The 17,943-nt window shown below is 68.5% G+C and carries 21 protein-coding genes; 12 read left to right on the forward strand and 9 right to left on the reverse strand.

The genetic code is table 11. The features are described from left to right. Position 1: 1 nt before the first annotated feature. Positions 2-2,260: a tetratricopeptide repeat protein gene (locus tag ACZ6MZ_RS01715; RefSeq protein ID WP_469349148.1), complete on the reverse strand. Its 2,259-nt coding sequence runs from the start codon at positions 2,258-2,260 to the stop codon at positions 2-4. A gap of 337 nt (positions 2,261-2,597) precedes the next feature. Between ACZ6MZ_RS01715 and ACZ6MZ_RS01720 the strand changes: the two genes are divergently transcribed. Both ACZ6MZ_RS01720 and ACZ6MZ_RS01725 read left to right on the forward strand, forming a co-directional pair. Beyond that, on the forward strand, positions 2,598-2,867 hold the full coding sequence (locus tag ACZ6MZ_RS01720; protein WP_469349627.1) for a hypothetical protein: 270 nt from the start codon (positions 2,598-2,600) through the stop codon (positions 2,865-2,867). Continuing rightward, complete coding sequence (locus ACZ6MZ_RS01725) at positions 2,860-3,474, forward strand: DUF6879 family protein (RefSeq protein WP_469349150.1); 615 nt, start codon at positions 2,860-2,862, stop codon at positions 3,472-3,474. The genes ACZ6MZ_RS01720 and ACZ6MZ_RS01725 overlap by 8 nt, the downstream gene beginning before the upstream one ends. Positions 3,475-3,610: 136 nt before the next feature. Here ACZ6MZ_RS01725 and ACZ6MZ_RS01730 read toward each other — a convergent pair whose 3' ends face one another. Further along, positions 3,611-4,021 carry a VOC family protein gene (locus ACZ6MZ_RS01730; protein ID WP_469349151.1) on the reverse strand — a complete coding sequence of 137 codons (411 nt, stop codon included), beginning with the start codon at positions 4,019-4,021 and terminating at the stop codon, positions 3,611-3,613. Between the two features lie 454 nt (positions 4,022-4,475). Between ACZ6MZ_RS01730 and ACZ6MZ_RS01735 the strand changes: the two genes are divergently transcribed. From ACZ6MZ_RS01735 to ACZ6MZ_RS01755, 5 genes are all read left to right on the forward strand, one after another. Then, complete coding sequence (locus ACZ6MZ_RS01735) at positions 4,476-5,195, forward strand: SDR family oxidoreductase (protein ID WP_469349153.1); 720 nt, start codon at positions 4,476-4,478, stop codon at positions 5,193-5,195. 272 nt (positions 5,196-5,467) lie between these two features. Beyond that, positions 5,468-5,974, forward strand: coding sequence for a DUF6624 domain-containing protein (locus ACZ6MZ_RS01740; RefSeq protein WP_469349155.1), 507 nt, complete (start codon positions 5,468-5,470; stop codon positions 5,972-5,974). A gap of 113 nt (positions 5,975-6,087) precedes the next feature. Further along, on the forward strand, positions 6,088-6,825 hold the full coding sequence (locus tag ACZ6MZ_RS01745) for an SDR family oxidoreductase (protein WP_469349157.1): 738 nt from the start codon (positions 6,088-6,090) through the stop codon (positions 6,823-6,825). A 91-nt stretch (positions 6,826-6,916) separates the two neighbouring features. Continuing rightward, positions 6,917-7,309 (forward strand): helix-turn-helix domain-containing protein, encoded by a 393-nt coding sequence (locus ACZ6MZ_RS01750; RefSeq protein ID WP_469349159.1) that lies wholly within the window; start codon positions 6,917-6,919, stop codon positions 7,307-7,309. Positions 7,310-7,368: 59 nt separating this feature from the next. After that, positions 7,369-7,779, forward strand: a complete 411-nt coding sequence (locus ACZ6MZ_RS01755) for a VOC family protein (RefSeq protein ID WP_469349161.1) — start codon at positions 7,369-7,371, stop codon at positions 7,777-7,779. A 3-nt stretch (positions 7,780-7,782) separates the two neighbouring features. Here the strand turns inward: ACZ6MZ_RS01755 and ACZ6MZ_RS01760 are convergent, their stop codons facing one another. Beyond that, on the reverse strand, positions 7,783-8,373 hold the full coding sequence (locus ACZ6MZ_RS01760; protein ID WP_469349163.1) for a DinB family protein: 591 nt from the start codon (positions 8,371-8,373) through the stop codon (positions 7,783-7,785). Beyond that, on the reverse strand, positions 8,370-8,861 hold the full coding sequence (locus ACZ6MZ_RS01765; protein ID WP_469349164.1) for an ATP-binding protein: 492 nt from the start codon (positions 8,859-8,861) through the stop codon (positions 8,370-8,372). The genes ACZ6MZ_RS01760 and ACZ6MZ_RS01765 overlap by 4 nt, the downstream gene beginning before the upstream one ends. Before the next feature lie 250 nt (positions 8,862-9,111). Here ACZ6MZ_RS01765 and ACZ6MZ_RS01770 point away from each other — a divergent pair, with 250 nt between their 5' ends. Continuing rightward, a complete protein-coding gene (locus ACZ6MZ_RS01770) occupies positions 9,112-9,996 on the forward strand; it encodes a DUF5753 domain-containing protein (protein WP_469349165.1) in 885 nt (294 codons plus the stop codon). Next, on the forward strand, positions 9,993-10,172 hold the full coding sequence (locus ACZ6MZ_RS01775) for a DUF397 domain-containing protein (RefSeq protein ID WP_386877092.1): 180 nt from the start codon (positions 9,993-9,995) through the stop codon (positions 10,170-10,172). The genes ACZ6MZ_RS01770 and ACZ6MZ_RS01775 overlap by 4 nt, the downstream gene beginning before the upstream one ends. A gap of 63 nt (positions 10,173-10,235) precedes the next feature. On the opposite strand, the gene ACZ6MZ_RS01780 is transcribed toward ACZ6MZ_RS01775, so the two are convergent. From ACZ6MZ_RS01780 to ACZ6MZ_RS01790, 3 genes are all read right to left on the reverse strand, one after another. Continuing rightward, a complete protein-coding gene (locus tag ACZ6MZ_RS01780) occupies positions 10,236-11,171 on the reverse strand; it encodes a D-alanyl-D-alanine carboxypeptidase family protein (protein WP_389782619.1) in 936 nt (311 codons plus the stop codon). A gap of 196 nt (positions 11,172-11,367) precedes the next feature. Then, positions 11,368-11,745 (reverse strand): hypothetical protein, encoded by a 378-nt coding sequence (locus ACZ6MZ_RS01785; RefSeq protein ID WP_469349167.1) that lies wholly within the window; start codon positions 11,743-11,745, stop codon positions 11,368-11,370. A 99-nt stretch (positions 11,746-11,844) separates the two neighbouring features. Further along, positions 11,845-13,155 carry an AAA family ATPase gene (locus ACZ6MZ_RS01790; protein WP_469349169.1) on the reverse strand — a complete coding sequence of 437 codons (1,311 nt, stop codon included), beginning with the start codon at positions 13,153-13,155 and terminating at the stop codon, positions 11,845-11,847. Positions 13,156-13,230: 75 nt separating this feature from the next. Here ACZ6MZ_RS01790 and ACZ6MZ_RS01795 point away from each other — a divergent pair, with 75 nt between their 5' ends. Together ACZ6MZ_RS01795 and ACZ6MZ_RS01800 are read left to right on the forward strand one after the other, a co-directional pair. Beyond that, positions 13,231-13,893, forward strand: a complete 663-nt coding sequence (locus ACZ6MZ_RS01795; protein WP_384178554.1) for a GntR family transcriptional regulator — start codon at positions 13,231-13,233, stop codon at positions 13,891-13,893. Beyond that, the gene (locus ACZ6MZ_RS01800) at positions 13,890-15,191 is read left to right on the forward strand and encodes an MFS transporter (protein ID WP_384178557.1); all 1,302 of its coding nucleotides are present in this window, start codon (positions 13,890-13,892) and stop codon (positions 15,189-15,191) included. The genes ACZ6MZ_RS01795 and ACZ6MZ_RS01800 overlap by 4 nt, the downstream gene beginning before the upstream one ends. A 190-nt stretch (positions 15,192-15,381) precedes the next feature. Here the strand turns inward: ACZ6MZ_RS01800 and ACZ6MZ_RS01805 are convergent, their stop codons facing one another. Next, positions 15,382-16,206, reverse strand: a complete 825-nt coding sequence (locus tag ACZ6MZ_RS01805) for a maleylpyruvate isomerase family mycothiol-dependent enzyme (protein WP_384178560.1) — start codon at positions 16,204-16,206, stop codon at positions 15,382-15,384. A gap of 166 nt (positions 16,207-16,372) precedes the next feature. On the opposite strand from ACZ6MZ_RS01805, the gene ACZ6MZ_RS01810 reads away from it, so the two are divergent. After that, the gene (locus tag ACZ6MZ_RS01810) at positions 16,373-17,170 is read left to right on the forward strand and encodes a carbon-nitrogen family hydrolase (protein WP_469349173.1); all 798 of its coding nucleotides are present in this window, start codon (positions 16,373-16,375) and stop codon (positions 17,168-17,170) included. A 100-nt stretch (positions 17,171-17,270) separates the two neighbouring features. Here the strand turns inward: ACZ6MZ_RS01810 and ACZ6MZ_RS01815 are convergent, their stop codons facing one another. Next, positions 17,271-17,765 (reverse strand): LURP-one-related/scramblase family protein, encoded by a 495-nt coding sequence (locus ACZ6MZ_RS01815; protein ID WP_384178565.1) that lies wholly within the window; start codon positions 17,763-17,765, stop codon positions 17,271-17,273. Between the last annotated feature and the right edge of the window lie 178 nt (positions 17,766-17,943).

Genomic DNA, 17,943 nt, shown 5'->3' on the forward strand with positions numbered 1-17,943 from the left:
TTCACGTGGACGGCACGGGCGGGCGCCAGGTCCCCGTCGTGAGCTGGTGCAGGAGTTCCCGGCTCGCCACGGTGAAGGGATGACCGACCCCCAGGCCGCGCGTCCGTCGCGCGACGACATCAGTCATGAGTTCGATTCCCACGTCGGTGCGGCCGAGCGCCGACTGCGTGCGGGCCAGTAACTGCTGAGCGGAGAGCGCGATCGGGTAGTCCGGGCCGAAGCGCAGCTGATACGCGTCGGCGACGAGCCGGATCGCTTCGTCGGCTTCCCCGAAACGCCCCTGTACGTACAGCGCCCAGGCGTAGTTGTGACGGGCCCCCAGCGTGACCGTGTGGTCGGGGCCGAGGTGACGGGCGCACTCCTCGGGCAGGGAGAGCAGCGCGACGTCATCCGCGCTGCTGATCTCGGAGGCGCGCAGCATGGCCAGCAGGCTGGCGCGCGAGCGCAGGGTCAGCGGATGCGTGGCCCCGAGCGCCGCCTCTCGGCCCGCGACGGTGGAGCGCAGGAGCGAGAGGGCTTCCTCGCGTCGGCCGAGGTTTCCGAGTACGAGCTGAAGCCCGTGGCACGTGTCCAGTACGTCAGGGTCGTGGGCCCCGTACAGGTGTTCCTGCGTGATGCGTACGCGCCGCAGCAGCTCCTCGGCCTCGGCGTACTGCCCCAGCCGGAACAGCGACCGGCCGGTACGCGACTGCGCGGCCAGGACGAGCCGGTGCTCGGAGCCCAGGGTTCGTTCGGCGAGGGCGGCTGCCGCCTGGGCGGTCTCCCAGGCGGAGAGGTAGTCGCCCGTACGGTGCAGAGCGACGGACAGCCGGGTCGCGGCGCTCAGCGCACCGGCCGCGGCAGCCGGGTCCGCGGCCCGCCGCAGTACAGCGAGGGCGTGGGGCGCGAGCAGGCGCAGCTGCGGGTCGTAGGGGCCGGCGTCCGGAAGGGCCGGGACTTCCGCGTCGAGCAACTCGATGGCCGTCGTGTCGAGGACGGCGAGCTTCTCCCGCGGCGTGGCCGCGGCGACACTGTCGAGCAGCACCCCGTGCGTCTGCGCACAGCGCACTCCAAGGTCGACCAGTTCGGTCAGTGACTGGTCGAGCAGCGCTCTCAGCGCCGTCTCGCAGCGGGCGTGGGGCAGGACGGCGTCGATTGCGCGATGGCTGAGGAGCGACAGGGGCAGTGGGTCGGGGGCGAAGCGGGCCAGCAGCCTCAGCAGCGCGGCCGCCTCCGGCAGCCCGCGTGCCTCGAACGCGTCGAGTGTCAGCTGCCAGGTCCTGCCCACCAGGTGGCGGGGATCCTCATCGGACAAGACGTCAGCTCCTCGGTCAATGAGTTCAACACGCTCGCCCTCGTCGAGGTGGCGTCCGTAGACGTCCATCGTCCAGGGGGCGATCACTTGGTGGGACAGGAAACCGCCGGCGAGAGTGAGGGCCAAGGGCAGCCGTCCGAGCCGGTCGGCGACCTCCGCGGCCTGTTCCATCGTCCCGCTGTGCGGTGCGAGATCGCACAGCACACGCGCGGCGTCCTCGCGCGGCAGCACTCCTATGTGCTGGAGTTCGGCGCCGGGCCACCAGCGAGCGGCCGACCGGCGGGTGGTGATGGCGACCGTGCCGCGGGGGCTGGTGCGCAACCAGCTCCCGTCGCGCAGGATCTCGGGCTCGTCGGCGTTGTCGAGCACGAGGAGCCAGGGCTCGGCGGAGCGGTCGAGATGGCCCCATACGAGATCGGCGGCAGGGCGCAGTCCGTTGCGCGCGGCCAGCAGTTCGCCGTCGTCGGCCCCTCGGTCCGCCGCGACGGCGAGCATGCCGGCGCGCAGGCTGGCCCGGTCCGAGGCGTTGACCCACAGGCCGACGCGGCGGCCCACGTCGGTGGCGAACTGGAAGAACGCATGGGCGACGGCTGTCTTGCCGCACCCGCCCATGCCGTGCAGGACGAAGACCTCGCCGCCGCGCCGCTGGGTGACGCTTGCCTGTAAGCGTCGCAGTACCTCGGCGCGGTCCCGCAGTACCGCGGGCGCTCTGCCGATCGCAGGCCGGCGGACGGAGTCCGGGCCGGCCGCCTCCGATGCACCGCCGTTGTGGTGGTGATGCTCACTGATGTGCTGGTCGCCCGATGCCTGGCGTCCGGACGCGGAACCGTGCTGGGTGACCGTGGGGGCGATGGCAGCGGCGGACGGGCGCAGCTCCTGGAGCCAGACTGCGCAGCTCGCCGGGGGCGTCGGGCTGAGCGGCCAACAGCCGTCGGAGTTGGCCCTGCCATTGCGTACGCAGCTCATTCAACGTCCCCTGGTCATCTACCGTAAGGGCGGCCGGCGCCTCTTCACGGCTGGTCTCCAATTCAGCGGCGAGTATTTCCGCCCGGTGCGGTTGCGATCGTTGCCATAGCTGAATGATGCCCTCGCGGGTGCGCTGCCAGACGTTGGTCGCCATGAGAGTTACCGAAGCGGCCCGAGCGAAGGCAACTCAGATTCCTGACAAGGGATCATACAATTGGAGTGTGTGATGATCCGATGTTCCGCGCATACGGCCAAGCAGGGCTGCACACAGCCCTGGTGCGCCTGTCTCCTCGGCTGCTACGCTCGTAAGATTGCGGGCCGACAAGGGGGCATGTCCATGATCAGGCCATGGGAAGCTGATCCTACGACGGGTTTCAAAAGGCGTCTGGGGAAATCGCCCCAGGAATTAGGAAACACCACCGACACCCCCGACTGCCCGGACATCTGGGAACTCGACAACGGGGATGTCGCGGTCATCGGCAGGGACCTGACGGACTCGCTGAGAAAATCTCTGCCGGCGGGAGTTTCCATCGGAGCAGATGAACGGCTCGTAGTTATTCCGAGAAACATGATGGTCGCGGCGAAACCGGATATCCCCAGTGTTTGACTTGTTCCACAGCGGTTCGTCCGAGCGCTTGAGCCGCCCTAAGTACCACGAGGATTTCCGGCGGATCTACGAGAGCGGCATCACGTTCGTGAACAAACTCGAACGCGGGCAGCACTTCCAAGAGCGGGGATTCGCCAGCTGGGAAGCCTTCGCCGCCGGAGAGTGGGATCGGGCGCTTTCCCTCGTCGAAGAGAAGCGCGACGTCTACGCCGGACAGTTCGAGAAGGCGGCCCGGCTCGGAGTCCACGAACGACGCCTGCGCGTCGTCGAGTTTCCGGTGACCCCGTACGTCCAGTGGGAGTTCTTCGTGCTCCGCCTGCGCGTGGAGCTGGGCGACGACATCACGGTGATGGACGCCCGCCAGATCTCGGACATCGAGAGCACAGGCCGCGCCCCCGAGGCCGTCATCCTCGGTGACACGGTCATGTACGAGGTCGTCTACGACGGCGACGGAAACGCGGACGGCGCGAACCGATTCGCCGATCCGGCGCTGATCAAGGAGACATCAGAGGGGTTCGACGCGCTGTATGCGCGGGCAGAGCCCTTCTCCGACTTCTTCGAACGAGAGATCGCCCCACTCCCCCCGCCCGCGTCGCCACGTAGCTGAAGACGATCGATCCGGCAGCCTTCGACGGCGACAGCCAGTGGTCCAGGACGTCGTCGTTGCCCGGGTGCGCGCGGTCCGGCCAAGCCGGTAGGTGGCCGGCACGGGGTACGACAAGCTCGCGGTCCGTGTCGGTGCTCTACGAGTTGGACCAGACACGGGTGGACAGCACCAGCCGATAGCCGTCCGGGTCCTGGAGAGTCACACCCCAGGTGTCCCAGTACGGATTATGAGCCGGTACCCGACTCCCGCCGTGCCGTGCGAGCCGTTCCACCAGGGAGTCGGGCACTGGTTCACCGAGGTAGATCACCAGCAGGTCTTCGGGGGTCGGGCGCGGATCCAGCGGAGCGGCGGGATCGTGAACGAGTTCCAGATGCCAGCCGGCACCGGGCCGGCCGACCATGAGAAGTGAGCTCCGGCCAGGGGTGCCATCCGCAGCATGCTGGTACAGGACATCCAGGCCGAGGCCCGAAACCCAGAAATGTTCTGCTGCTCGGAGGTCACGTGAGGGCCGGGCTATGCGGATGTGAGCTGTGGCATCAGCCGGCATCGTGCTACCTCCCGATGGGGACCTGCCCAGCAAGTGCCACTGGGTGGCACAGAGCCTAGATATCGAGCGACCAAGTGCCATCGGGCGCTGGTCCTAGGTCTGGCCACCGAGATAGCGCAGGGCCTGACCTGCACTTTCGATACACGCCCCAGTGCCGCATCAGGCGACGTTCGCCCGGTCGTGTTGCGCGGGCCGAGCTGCTCCGGACCCAACGGGCGTGGGCGGCAGCGTCGGCATGTCCCGGGGCCTGGGACAGGTTCGAGCATGCGATCTCGAACAGGCGGCATGCGGTAGTGAGCACGCGCGAGCTGCTACACGCTCCCCGCTCTTGGCGGGTTGAGTGGCTGGTCTGGCTGCCTGCCAGGGAGGCGCTGCGCGCTGCTAAACCGATCCGCAGGCGGTGGCGGCTACCGTCCATCCGGATGATCCCCCACCCGAGAACAGGACATCGCTTATGAGCACCGCCGACTCCCTGGTTGGTAAGCACGTTGTCGTGATTGGCGGCACCTCCGGTATCGGCCTCGCCATCGCCGAGCACGCCATGGCCGCCGGGGCCCGGGTCACGGCAGCCAGTCGCAATCCCGCGCGTCACGCGGGCAAGGTGCCCGCCGGTATAGCGACCGAGCAGGTCGACATCACCTCCCCGGCCTCGATCGAGGCCATGCTCGACCGCGTCGGCTCCTTCGACCACCTGGCAATATCGGCGGGTGCCACTGCCCTCGGCACTGTGCGGGAACTGGACTCCATCGCTGCCCGACGATTCATGGACACCAAGTTCTGGGGCGCTTACGACGGGGTGCGGGCCGCAGCCGACCGTATTGCGAAAGACGGCTCGATCGTCCTGATCGGAGGCATCGCGAGCCGCAAGCACGGCCCCGGGCGCCCGACGATGGCCGCGATCAATGCTGCCCTGGAGGCCTTCGGCAAGGCCAACGCCGTCGACCTGGCCCCGGTGCGGGTCAACATCATCGCCCCCGGCCTGGTCGAGACTCCCGCCTTCGACGACGTCCCGGTGGACGTGCGGACGCGCTTGCTGACCCAGTACGTCGCCAGCGTGCCCGTCGGACGCGTCGGCCTGCCCGAGGACATCGCTTCGACCGCCGTGTTCCTGATGACCAACGGCTACGCCACCGGATCCGTGGTCGACGTCGACGGCGGCGTCCAGCTGACCTGACCCGCGCGGCTGTCGCCGGTCGCGGACTTCCTGCTGCGGCCCGTCGTCTGCTCGCGCACGGGCTTGGCGCCCGGGCACCTGAGGTGCTTTCGCGACGGGTCCAGCCGGGACCGGCGCCGCGGGAGATTCGGCTCAGGCCCCACCGGTAGATCCAGTATCCCAGCGCGCGGACGGGCCTGTCGCCATTCTCCGGAATGATCTTTGTGTGCCGTATGCCCCTTTAGGGTTGCGTACGACCAGCACGACAGCCGGAACTGACCTGGGAGTTGAGAGTGGCGCACGACGTTGCCGCACTGGCGGCGGAGCTGTTGGGCATGGCCGCGGCGGATCAGCAGACCTCGGTGCACGCGAACAGCGATGACCCGACCGCGCAGTTGGCGTGGCGCCGGCTGACCGCGCGGCACGGTGACCGGCTGAACGAGATCATGGATGCGTTCGGCTGGCAGACGGCGGACCTGGTCGGAGAGGACGCCGCACGCGCGGCGTGGCTGGTCGCGCAGCACGCCGACCGGCAGCTCGATGTTCAGCGGCGCGCGCTTCAGCTGATGCGGCAGGCGGTGAAGGACGGTTCGGCCGGCCCGCGCGAGCTGGCGTTCCTTCGCGACCGCACGCTGGTCAACGAAGGACGCAAGCAGGTGTACGGCACGCAGATCGCCGGCGTGAAGGACGGTTCGCCCATCCCGTGGCCCTGTGAAGAACCGGAGCGGATGGACGAACTGCGCGTGGAAGTCGGCATCGAGCCCTTCGACGAGTACGTCGCCAAGTTCGCGGTGGCCTGACGCGCCTGCCCCGGCCCTCTCCGCCGTGATCAGCGCGTCGAATGTCCGAGTCAGGGCGAAAAGGTACATAAAATCCTTGGCGGACAGGTCGTCGAGGAAGGGCAGGACGTGCCATGAAGGTCGCAGTCATCGGCGGAACCGGGCTGATCGGGTCGCAGGTCGTCCAGAACCTGGCCGCGGCCGGGCATGAGGCGGTGCCGCACTCGCTGTCCACCGGGGTCGACGTCCTCACCGGTCAGGGTGTGGACGCGGCGCTGGCCGGCGCCGACGTGGTCGTCAACCTGACCAACTCCCCGACCTTCGACGACGCCTCCCCCGCGTTCTTCCAGACCTCGATGGACAACCTCCTGGCCGCGGCCCAGCGGGCAGGCGCCGGGCACTTCGTCATCCTGTCCATCGTCGGCGTCGACCACGTACCCGAGCTCGACTACTACCGCGCCAAGACCCTCCAGGAAGACATCCTCAAGGCCGGCCCCGTCCCCTACTCCATCGTCCGCGCCACCCAGTTCATGGAGTTCATGGACGCCGTCCTGTCCTTGACCGCCGACAGCCACACCGTCCGCCTGCCCCGCACGCCCCTCCAGCCGGTCGCCGCTGCGGACGTAGCCGCCACCGTCGCCGACGTCGCGGCCGGATCGCCCCTGGGCGGCACGCTCGACCTGGCCGGGCCCGACACGTACCCGCTGGACGAACTGGGCCGGATCACCCTCGCCTCCCAGGGCGACAAGCGCTCGGTGACCATCGACGACACCGCCGGAATGTTCGCCGTCGTCCACGGAGACGTCCTCACCGCCAAGAACGGCGCCCTCATCGCTCCCACCCGCTACACCGACTGGCTGAAGCTGAAGTAGAACCACCCCGGGCCGGCGGTCAGCCGCCGTACGTTGTGCCACCCCGGCCCCCGGTCGGCCGGACGGCGGAGAACCGTGGTGTCATGGCGCCGTGAGCCGCGCCGCAGAAGACACCAACCGCCGCATGCTTCGGGCCCGGGACGCGATGGACCGCGCCTACGCGCAGCCGCTGGACGTCCCCGCCCTGGCCCGGATCGCCCATGTGTCGCAGGCGCACTTCACACGCACCTTCCGGGCCACGTTCGGCGAGACGCCGCACCGCTACCTGCAGCGCCGCCGTGTCGAGCGCGCGATGTTCCTGCTGCGGGATACCGACCGCAGCGTGACGGACATCTGCTTCCAGGTCGGCTTCGGAAGTCCTGGAACCTTCAGCCGCACGTTCCGCGAGATCGTCGGCCGGTCGCCGAGGACGTACCGCAAGGAAGCCCCGGCCATGGACGTACCGACCTGCTTCGCGATGGCGTGGCTGCGGCCGAACGCCTGACCACCGACTGAGCAGTTTTGGACAAGTTTTCGTCCGGCTTGCCCAGTAACGTGACGCACATGTTCAACGCCATCACGCACTCACAGATGTACGTCCTCGACCAGGACGAAGCCCTCGACTTCTACGTAGGCAAGCTCGGCCTGGAGGTCAACGCCGACGTCGACATGGGCTTCATGCGCTGGCTGACCGTCAGCCTCCCTGGCCACCCGGAGCGCCAGATCATGCTGGAAAAGCCGGGCGGTCCGCAGATGTCCGAGGAGACGGTGCAGCAGGTCCGCGAGCTGGTGACCAAGGGCGCGATGGGCGGCTCGGTCATCTTCAGTACGGACAACTGCCGCCAGACGTACGAGACGCTGCTGTCCCGGGGCGTCGAGTTCACCGAGGAACCCACCGATCGTCCGTACGGAATCGACTGCGGCCTCCGCGACCCCTTCGGCAACAACATCCGCTTCACCCAGCTGAAAGCCTGAGCGTTACGCGCCTCGGTCGGCTTCCCGAGCCGCACGCTCCAGCCGGGCTCGATAGTCCTCCCACGACGCCGAGTCGCCCGTTCCCATGGCGTCGTTGCCCTTGTTCATCCCCACGGCGCCGTCAATGAGCTCCCGGACGATATCGGCGTGCCCGGCATGCCGGTGCGTGTCAGCGATCACGCGCACCACGGCATGGTTCAACGTCACCTCGTTTCGGCTGCTCGGCCACCACGGCACCGTGCCGACCGTGTCCAGCGCCAGCGCGTCGATCGTCGCGTCCGCGTGCGCCCAGGCCCGGCGGTAGAGCTCCACGATGTACTCGCGTGACTCGTCGGCGGTGGCCCACATGTCGTTGGACTCAGCCCCGTCCTCGAGCCACGCCAGCGACTCACCGGACGGCCGCCCGAAGGTGTCCCCGAGGTAGCCCAGCTCCACGCCGGCCACGTGTTTCACCAGGCCCAGGAGGTTGGTGCCGGTCGGCGTCAGCGGGCGGCGGACGTCGTACTCCGAGAGCCCTTCGAGCTTCCACAGCAGGGCGTCGCGGGCGGCCTGCAGATAAAAGTGCAGGTCAGTCTTGGGATCCGATGCGGTCATAGGGCCAGTCTGCCGTCGGCCGCTGAGCCGGTGGGGGTAGGGGTGCGGGTGCCGGGCCGGCCGTGCGGTCGTACGGCGATCTCGGCGAACACCGTCTTGCCGACGGTCCGCGGCTCGATGCCCCACCGGTCCGCCAGTTGCGTGACGATGAGCAGCCCGCGCCCGAAGCACTCGTCGTCATCGGCGACGCGCATGGCGGGCAGCCGTTCCCCGCGCGGATCCGTCACCTCGATACGGAGCACGGTGGTGGTGAGGACGATCCGTACCCGGAAGAGCCGATCCCGCAGACAGCCGTGCAGCAGCGCGTTCGTCGCGAGCTCGCTGACCAGGAGGGTCGCCGACCAGGCGAGTTCGGGATGCCCCCACTGGGTGACGAGGCGGCCGGTGCGGTGACGGGCGAGGGTGACGCTGCCGGCGGTGGGGGTGTAGTCGAGGCGGTCCTCCCGGATGACGGGCTCGGACGTGGATGCCTCTTGGGCTGCGGTCATGGACGCGCACCTCCGTGTGCGGTCGGGATGCCCGTACGGCGTGCGCTTGGCGTTGGCGGGGGCATGCCGCGGCCGCGCCTGTTTCGTCGCAGGGCGGGGCGGCGCACTTCCGCCAACTGGCGCCGCTGTGCGAGCGGTTGAATGCCGACCGTAGTGAGACAGTTTCTTGGGTGCAAGTGAAACGGAGCCAATTGTCCCCAACGGGTGAAGGCAGTCGACTGGTCGGCGCCATCGGGGCGACACTTGGGCCGTGAATGGATCGGCTCAACAAGGGAATCGGGCGTCAACCGTTCTGGGGCGCAGGCTCGGACGTGAGCTGCTACGCCTGCGCGAAACGGCGGACAAGACCCAGCAACAGGTCGCTCGAGTGATCAGCGCGACCAACTCGAAGATCGCGAAGATGGAGCGCGGCTGGGTTCCAATGAGGGATCCGGATATTCGGGCGATGTGCGAGTTCTACGGTGTGCACGACCCGAAGGTGCTGGGGCGTCTCCTGGAGCTGGCGCGGTTGGACCGGGAGCGTCGCAAGGCGAAGGGGTGGTGGCAGCACTCGCCGCAGGCGGGAGCTCTGGCGGAGTACATCGCCATGGAGGATGTGGCCCGCCGCCTGCGGACGTGGCAACTCTCCCTGATCCCGGGCCTGTTCCAGACGTCGGAGTATGCGCGATCACTTGCCGTCAGCGATGGAGTCTGGGAAGACCCGGACGATATCGAGCGGATCGTGGAAGTGCGGATGAAGCGACAGGCCCGGCTTGTCGGGGAGAATCCGCTGGAGGTGTACGCGGTGGTCTGGGAAGCCGCGCTTCGCCAGCAGGTGGGCGGCCCAAGGGTGATGCGAAACCAGCTGGAGCATCTGCTGGAGGTGGCTCAGCTGCCGAACGTACGGCTCCAGGTGATGCCGTTCCAGTCCGGAGGGCACCCGTGCGTGGTCGGTTCCTTCAACATCGTCTCGTTCGCAGAGACCGAGGCGGTGGACGTGGTTCATACCGACACGATCGTCTCTACTGTGTGGGTGGAGAACGACGAAGAGGGTGCTGTGTACAGCTCGTTCTTCGACCGAACGGCCCGGCTGAGTCTCGCCCCCAAGGATTCGGTAACCCTGATCGACAGCATCTGCAAGGGGATGTATCCGTGATCGATTTCGTCTTCGTGAAGTCCAGCTACAGCGGGTCCGGTGGTGAGTGCGTCGAGGTTGCCGTCAACGTGCCTCGCACCGTTGCTATACGCGACTCCAAGAACCTGACCGGCCCCGTCCTGCGCGTCGCCCCCGCCGCCTGGGGTGCCTTCCAGGCCGGTCTGCGGCGACCGTAAATGCGAAAAGCGGGGGTACGGCCACCACCTGTGGCCGTACCCCCGCCCGTACCCCGCGCCTGATCAGTCGCGCTGCGCGTCCGCCGGGAGCGGGCGCAGTTGCATCGTCTTCGCCGACGTGGAGCCGAAGCCGTAGTCCAGCACCTTCGCCGCGTCCTTGTAGCGGTCGGAGCCGTTCAGGATGACGCCCACGAGAGTCTTGCTGCCGCGGGTGGCGGCGAAGACCAGGCAAGGCCCCGCCGACGTACCCGTGCCGGTCTTGATGCCGATGGCGCCCTTGTAGGAGCCGAGCAGCTTGTTCGTGTTGTACCAGGTGTACGTGCGCTTGCCGCCCGTGCTGGTCGGCGCCGTGCCCTTGTAGCTCGTGGCCTTGACGACCGTGCGGAAGCTCGTGTTCTTCATGGCGTACTGGGCGATCTTCGCCAGGTCGCGCGGGGTCGTGTAGTTGTTGCCCGCCTTCGATATACCGTCGAAGGAGTCGAACTTGGTGTTCTTGAGCTTGAGTTCGCCGGCCTTCGCGTTCATCTTCGAGATGAACGACTTGGTGCGGGCAGCGCTGGTGGAGCCGGTGCCGAACGTGTCGGCCAAGGCGTACGCCGCGTCGCAGCCGGAGGGCAGCATCGTCCCGTACAGCAGTTGGCGGACGGTTACCTTGTCGCCGGTGCGCAGATCGGCGGTGCTCGCGCCCTGCTTGGCGACGTAGTCGCGGTAGGCCTGCTTGACGGTGACCTTGCGGTCGAGGTTCACGCCCTTGGTGCTGAGGACCACGGCGGCCGTCATGATCTTCGTCGTGCTGGCCATCTGGCGCCTGGTGTCAGCCGACTTGCTGTAGACCGTGGCGCCGGACGCGTTGTTCAGCAGGAACGCGCCCTTGCCGCTGACGGACGGAGCGGCGGCCGCCTGGGCGGGAGCGGCCAGGGCGGAGGCGGTCAGCAGGGTGCCGGCGGTGGCGAGGGCGACCACAGCCGCTCTTCGCGCGCCCGGGAGGGTAAGTGTCAAGGGAAACGCTCCGATTCGGCGAATGCATTGGTTTGTGTTGCGATGCGCCTAAATGAGACCACGTCGGGAAAGGCGTCTCCATATAGGACGCGCGAGCATACCCAAGGGATGTACGAGGAGTTAAGGGGTGCACGGCAAGCAGCGCCGCCATCGACGCGCGACGCGCGGCTCGGGAGGGGATCTCGTCCGACGGTGCTCAGGCGTAGGACGCGAGCAGTTCGTCGAGGGTCCAGATGGCCGCGGTCACGCCGGAGGTCCGCGCCAGGTAGCGGTCGCGTTCGACCAGGATGTTCAGGTCGCCGCAGCCGAGTCTGTTGCACGCGTGCTCGATCAGGCTGGCGCCGGTGCTCCCGCCGTCCACCAGTGCACGCAGATGGGCCGCGTTCCACTCGACCTCGTTGAGGGCCCAGGGCGCGGTTCCCTCGATCACGGTGACCAGCACCCCGGACAGGCGTTCAGCGCATAACCGCCGGTAGTAGCCGTCAGAGAGCTGGGCGATGTGGTTTCCCGTTTCGATGATCGCGGTGACAGGCAGCAGCAGATCGGCCTCCCGAAGCTCCCGCTTGCGCTTCAACTCCGCGATTGCCTTCTCGCGGTCCTGGGATTTTCCGGGGACTCCAGAAGGTTGCACAGGATTGACGTGTCGACGAACTCCACCCCACGCGCCACCGCTTCACCCGATCCCGAGAAGGCGGTCGAACTCCGAGTAGTCCTGCTTACCCGGACGTGAATCCATCAGACGGCCGTTGGTGACCACATCGCCCAGTGGCCCGGCGCTCATGGCTGTGGCGTAGCCGTCCAGCTCGGTGAGACGAGTCAGCGTGCTCGCGCCGGTCTCGCGGTCGCGCGAGCAGACGATCACGCCCCTGTGGTCGTCGCCGCTGAGTGCGGAGAGCAGGGCCGGGCTGTGTGTGGTGATCAGCACCTGGGTGCTGTTCTCGGCGGCCGACTGCCGGACGAGCCGCAGGACTTCCGATGCCTGTGAGGGGTGCAGGCCGTTCTCCAGTTCCTCGATGACCAGCATCAGCGAGCCGTTGGGAGTGCCCCAGCCGACGCGCCCCAGATCCAGCCCCTCGTCTCCGGTGAGCAGTGATGTGGTGATGGCGAGGAAGCGGAGCATTCCATCGCTCATCTCGCGGGCGGGTGTGAGTCCCAGCCGGCCTTCATCGAGGGCGAGCATCACATCGCCCAGCTCCGACTTGGTGACGGCGAGCCGCTCGATGTCATGGTCGGCCAGACCACGCAGCAGCGAGACAAGGTGGTGAAAAAGGTCTTCGTTGCTTCGCTGGATCCCGCCAATGGCGGCCGAGAGGTTCTCCGCCGTGCGCCGGAGACGGTCGTCGCGTGCGGGCACGTACTGCCGCATCAGATGCGGAACAGGATCGAGGTGGAATGAACCGGTGAGGGCGGAGAGCATGGCTTCTGCCGCCCACAGGGTGTCTTCCTCGCCGCCGGTCGCACTGGTGAGCCGTAGTGGCACCTGCGAGGTGAGTAGTCGGGTATTGCGGAAAGGGCCACTCGGATTGCGGCCAGGTCTGCCGTTGTGCCACGACGCGGTGATGTCTCCGACGTGCGGGCTGGCCTCACCACTGGTCAGAAGCGGCTTGTGGCCGCCCGCCGTGGGGCCGGTCAGGCGCTCATCGATGATCCGCAGTTCGGGTTCCACCAGGATGGTCACATCGAGGTCGACGGGGCCGTGCTCGGTGTTGACCGTACAGCCCAGTGAGAATCGGTCGGAGCCGTGCGGCACGCATCCGATCAGTCCGCCCCGCACCGGTCCCGAGGCGCTGCGCCGACTCTCGACAGCTTCACCGATGTCGTCTCCGCGAGCCAGCCGGGAGAGGACTTCCAGTCCGTCCAGGGCGTTGGACTTGCCGCTGCTGTTGCGTCCGATCAGCACCGTCAGCGGGGCCAGGCTGAGTGCCGCGTCGCGAAAGCTCTTGAACGCGGTGAGACGTACCTCTGCGATTGCGTGGCCGGTCACGCCCCACAACCTAGGCCCTGTCCGGGATGCGGACCGGGGATGCTGTTGTACCTCTGTTGTATCTAAGCTGTGCGCATGCCTTCCGCCCCCGCCCCCGCCATGAAGCAACCGCCTGCCGCGGACCGCGTGTACCGCCATATCAAGAAGGCCGTGCTCGACCGTGACTACGAGGGCGGCACGCTCCTCACCGAAGGGGAGTTGGCGGAGGCCGTGGGGGTGTCGCGTACGCCCGTGCGGGAGGCGTTGCTCAAGCTGGAGGTCGAGGGGCTGGTCAAGCTCTATCCGAAGAAGGGCGCGCTCGTGCTCGCCGTCTCCGCGCAGGAGATCGCGGATGTCGTCGAGACCCGGCTGCTGATCGAGGAGTTCGCCGTACGGAAGGTGATTCCGGCGTCCGGGCGGATGATAGAGCGGCTGGAAGAGCTGCTGGAGGAGCAGCGGCGGCGGGCCGGAGACGGGGATCTGGCCGCCGTCGCGGCGACCGACCGCTGCTTCCACGCCGAGATCGTGCGCAGCGCGGGCAACGAGATCCTCGCCAAGCTGTACGACCAGCTCAGGGACCGGCAGCTGCGGATGGGGGTCGCCGTGATGGAGGCGCACCCCGACCGGATCGCCGCGAACATCACCGAGCACGGCGAACTGCTCGAAGCCATCAGGACGGGCGACGCCGACGGCGCGGCCGCGTGCGTCCGCCGGCATGTCAGCCGCGTCAAAGTGCTGGTCAGGGGTGAGGACCGGTGAGCGCAGTCTCGATCACGCTGCCCGGTGATCCACCCGGCGGCCGCCGGGCCACCTGGGTCTGGGGCATCGGCGTCGCCGTGTACTTCGTGGCCGTCATCTTCCGTACGAGCCTGGGCGTGGCCGGTCTCGACGCCGCCGACCGCTTCGGTGTCAACGCCTCGGCCCTGTCGACGTTCTCGATACTCCAGCTGCTCGTCTACGCGGGCATGCAGATACCCGTCGGCCTGATGGTCGACCGGCTCGGCACGAAGAAGGTCCTCACCTTCGGCGTGGTGCTGTTCACCGTCGGGCAGCTGGGCTTCGCGTTCTCCCCTTCGTACGGCGCGGCCCTCGCCTCCCGTGCCCTGCTCGGCTGCGGCGACGCGATGACGTTCATCAGCGTGCTGCGGCTCGGCACCCGCTGGTTCCCGGCCCGGCGCGGGCCGATGATCGCGCAGATCGCCGCGCTCTTCGGAATGGCGGGCAACCTCGTCTCCACCATCTTCATCTCCCGCACCCTGCACAGCCTCGGCTGGACCGCGACCTTCGCGGGCAGCGCGATGGCCGGCGTCCTCGTACTCGTGCTGATGCTGCTCTTCCTCAAGGACCACCCGGAAGGCCATGAGCCGCCGCCCGCCGAGCACGCGGGCGCCGCCTACGTACGGAAGCAGCTCGCCGCGTCCTGGCGGGAACCCGGCACCAAGCTCGGTCTGTGGGTGCACTTCACCACGCAGTTCCCCGCGATGTTCTTCCTGCTGCTGTGGGGGCTGCCGTTCCTCGTCGAGGCGCAGGGCCTGTCCAGGGCCGTCGCGGGCGAGCTGCTCACCCTCGTCGTGCTCTCCAACATGGCCATCGGGCTGGTGTACGGGCAGGTCATCGGCCGCCATCACGCGGCCAGGGCCCCGCTGGCCCTCGGCACGGTCGGCGCGACGGCGCTGGTCTGGGCGGCGACGCTGGCGTACCCCGGCGACCGTGCCCCGATGTGGCTGCTGATCACGCTCTGCGCGGTTCTGGGCGCCTGCGGACCCGCGTCGATGATCGGCTTCGACTTCGCCAGGCCGGCGAACCCGCCCGAGCGTCAGGGCACGGCCTCCGGAATCGTCAACATGGGCGGTTTCACGGCCTCGATGACGACACTGCTCGCGGTCGGCGTCCTGCTGGACATGACCGGCGACAACTACCGGATCGCCTTCTCCTCCCTCTTCGTCCTCCAAGTGGTCGGGACCGTGCAGATCCTGCGGCTGCGGGCGCGCACGGCGCGGCGGGAGCGGGAGCGGCTGGTGGCGAGCCGGGTGGAGGCCGTGCACGTACCGGCGTGAGAGCCGGGGGCGTACGGACGTGAGAGCCGGGGGCGTACGGACGTGAGAGCCGGGGGCGTACGGACGTGAGGGTGGCAGCGTACGGATCGAGGCCGTGGAGCCTGGCGGGGCAGGGCGGCGTAACGAGGTCCGGCCTGTGCGGGTGTGCGGCCGGCCCCGGAGCGCCCTAGCGCCTAACGCGCCCGACGCGTCACGGCGTTACCGCGAACTCGCGCAGGATCGCCGTCCCCAGCTCCTGATCGCCGTCGAGCTTGATCCGGTCCGCGACCGCCGCGGGCCGCACCCGGCCGCAGGCCAGCCTGAAGTACGTCTCCCAGTCCATCGCCAGCGTCAGCAGGGGGCCGAGCGAGGGCGAGCCGTCGACCGAGCCGCGGCCGTCCGCGTTCACGCGGACCGTACGGAGGAACTCCACGGGGCCGTGCACATCGATGACGATCGCCGAGTTCGGCGGCGCGCCCGCGTCCTTGGCGACGACCTTCGGCAGGGCCGCCAGCAGCGCGTCGCGGGTGATCAGGGCGCCGGGGGAGTCGAGATTGCCGGGCTTGTTCAACGTCGTGCGCAGATCCTGCTCGTGCACCCATATGTCGAACGCGCGCGCCCGCATGGCGGCTTCGAGGGTCTGCTCGGTGCCGAGGGGGGCACGGACCATGGTGTCGGGGGAGCGGTTCTCGTTCCGCAGCTGACGGTTGCGGCGGATGATCGTGTACTCCAGCTCGGAGGTCATCTCCGGCGCGGTGTGGTGCCGCCGTACATCGACCTGCATCTCCATGTAGCGGGCGATCTCGCTCTGTACGTGGTAGAGATCACGCGGCAGTGAGTGGATCGGACGTGGATCCCCGAGCATCTCGCATTCCATGCCGATGACATGCGAGACGATGTCTCGTACGGACCAGCCTGGACACGGCGTGCGCCAACTCCACTCACCTTCGACGAGCGGCTGCACCAGCTCGGCTATGGCCTCGACGGAGTGGGTCCAGGCATCGGCGTAGTTTTGAAGGCTGGGATGGACGGTCACGGGACCCCTCGGCGGTTCTGCGGTACGCGGGCTGGCTTGCTGGCTGGCTGCGGGCTGCGTGGGAGGTTCGGCAGCTAAGTTACGCTGCCCGGTGGCACCCCGGCAGTGCTTTCGTGTGACGATCGTAGGCCCGTGTTGACGGCTCGAATGCCAGGACGGTGGTACTGTGCGCGCCTCTCTGATCCAGATCGCAGTAGAACCGGATGAATCGGTCGAAGCTCGCAGGGGGCGTGCCGCCGCGCTGGTACGGGAGCAGCGGGGCGCCGATCTGGTGGTCCTGCCGGAGCTGTGGCCGGTCGGGGCATTCGCGTACGAATCCTTCGCCGCCGAGGCGGAGACGACCGACGGCCCGACCTTCGAAGCGATGTCGGGGGCGGCGAGCGACGCCGGGGTCTGGCTGCACGCCGGCTCCATCGTGGAGCGCGACGCGGACGGGACGCTCTACAACACCTCGCTCGTCCTCTCCCCCGCCGGTGAGCTGGTCCGTACGTACCGCAAGATCCACCGCTTCGGCTTCGACCGGGGCGAGGCGACGCTGATGGGAGCGGGCGACGAACTCGTCACGGTCGCGCTCCCCGGGACCACCCTCGGGCTCGCCACCTGCTACGACCTGCGCTTCCCCGAGCTGTTCCGGGGGCTGATCGACGCGGGCGCGGAGCTGCTCGTCGTCCCGGCCGGCTGGCCGGCCCGCCGGCGCGCGCACTGGACGCTGCTCGCCCAGGCCCGCGCGGTGGAGAACCAGGCGTATGTCCTGGCGTGCTCCACCGCGGGCACCCACGCGGGGGTGGAGCAGTCGGGCCACAGCATCGTCGTGGACCCGTGGGGCGAGGTGCTCGCCGAGGCGGGCACGGCCGAGGAGGTTCTGACGGTCGATCTCGACCCGGGGAAGGTCGCGACGACGCGTGAGCAGTTCCCGGCGCTGAAGGACCGGCTGCTGGGGCTGGAGACGCCGCCGCGCCGCTGACGCCGATGCCGATGCCGCTGACGCCGCTGAATGTGCGCGTCGCGGCCAAGCGCCTGGTGCCGGGTGCCCATCCCTCGCGCGACCAGTGTCCCCGGCGCCCTCAGTCGTGGTCGCGCTCCTTCTCCGCCATCCGGATCACGCACACCGCCACGGCGATGAGCAGCGCGTGGTCCGTGTCCTCCCGTACGACGTCCACGCCGTACGTCTCCCGCACCCGCAGCCAGCGCCGTGAGATGTGCGCGAGCAGCTCGCCGTCGTACTCGATCGCGAACTCCCGGTCCAGGATCCGCCCGCTCACATCCAGCTCGGTGCCGTCGACCAGGGTCACCCGGTAGTGATTGCGCAGCAGCGAGAGCCGCTTCTTGCGAATGGTCGCCAGCGGCTGGTCACCGCGCTCGATGGTCATCGCGCCGCGCAGGCTCAGCAGCTTCTGGCGCAGCGTGATCAGCACCTGCCCGGTGGGATCCTTCAGCTCCAGGGTGTCGCGCAGCCGGAGCGCCTTGCCGTCGACGAGGAAGGCCTTCTTACGGTGTTCGTCCTCGATCCAGTAGTCGTCGCCGATCGCGAAGATCTTGTCGCGCACGAGATATTTCATGGAAAACGGGTACCCCGGCGGTCCGGCGGGCCGGCGGTCCGGACGTAGGTGCACGCGTACGGGTGGCGCTTTTCGGCCGATGCCCGGCCGGCCGGTGCCGACCCGAGTCGCCGCCCACCTCGCTACCCCTCCACCGGCCATCCCGGTCGATGGGGACGATCCCGCTGGTGGCACCCTT

The sequence above is a fragment of the Streptomyces sp. NPDC042201 genome, from assembly GCF_055582185.1.